An 896-nucleotide genomic window follows, 5' to 3' on the forward strand; every position below is an offset into this window, starting at 1 on the left:
GACGATCGCCTGCCGGGCCTTCGACCGCCTGTTCCGCGCCGGCCGCTATTGGGTGCCGCAATGGTACAACAAGACGCACCGGCTCGCTTATTGGGATCAGTTCGGTCATCCGCAGAAGCTGCCGCGTTATGCCAACGGCGTCGGCGCGCCCGACATTTGGTGGCATGAACCCGCCAAGGCGGCCAAGCTCGAGCAGGCGAAATAGTCATGAGCGCGTATATCGCCCGCCGCATCCTCCTGATGATCCCGACTTTGCTCGGGATCCTGTTCGTCTCCTTCGTCGTCGTGCAGTTTGCGCCTGGTGGTCCGGTCGAGCGCGTGATTGCGCAACTCTCCGGCGCCGATACCGGCGGCACTTCGCGCATTTCAGGCGGTAGCGACTTTGCGCAGCGGGCCCCGGGGCAGGTCGGCGCCGGTGGCGATGCCATCAACTCGAAATATCGCGGCGCGCAGGGGYTCGATCCTGATTTCATCAAGAAGCTGGAGGCGCAATTCGGCTTCGACAAGCCGGCACCGGAACGCTTCGCGCTGATGGTGTGGAATTTCGCCCGCTTCGATTTCGGCAAGAGCTATTTTCGCGACGTCAGCGTGATACAGCTGATCAAGGAGAAGCTGCCGGTCTCGATCTCGCTCGGCATCTGGTTGACGCTGATCACCTATCTGATCTCGATCCCGCTCGGCATCCGCAAGGCCGTGAAGGACGGCACGCGGTTTGACACCTGGACGTCGACCATTCTCGTGCTGGGCTATGCCATTCCCGGCTTTCTGTTCGCAATCCTCCTCATCATCCTGTTTGCCGGCGGCTCCTTCTTCAACTGGTTCCCGCTGCGCGGACTGACTTCGGACGGCTGGTCGCAGTTTCCCTGGTACTGGAAGATCCTCGATTATTTCTGGCA

The 896-nt window shown here is 61.2% G+C and carries 1 protein-coding gene and 1 pseudogene; both read left to right on the top strand.

From position 1 onward, the window contains the following. Nucleotides 1-205 (top strand): annotated as a pseudogene (locus AC1D00_RS43160) (ABC transporter substrate-binding protein); the annotation flags it as partial. A 2-nt stretch (nt 206-207) separates the two neighbouring features. Next, nucleotides 208-896, top strand: a 689-nt coding sequence (locus AC1D00_RS43165) for an ABC transporter permease family protein (protein ID WP_477014930.1), incomplete at its 3' end; no start/stop codon positions are given.

The sequence above is a fragment of the Bradyrhizobium sp. P2_E8 genome, from assembly GCF_056403875.1.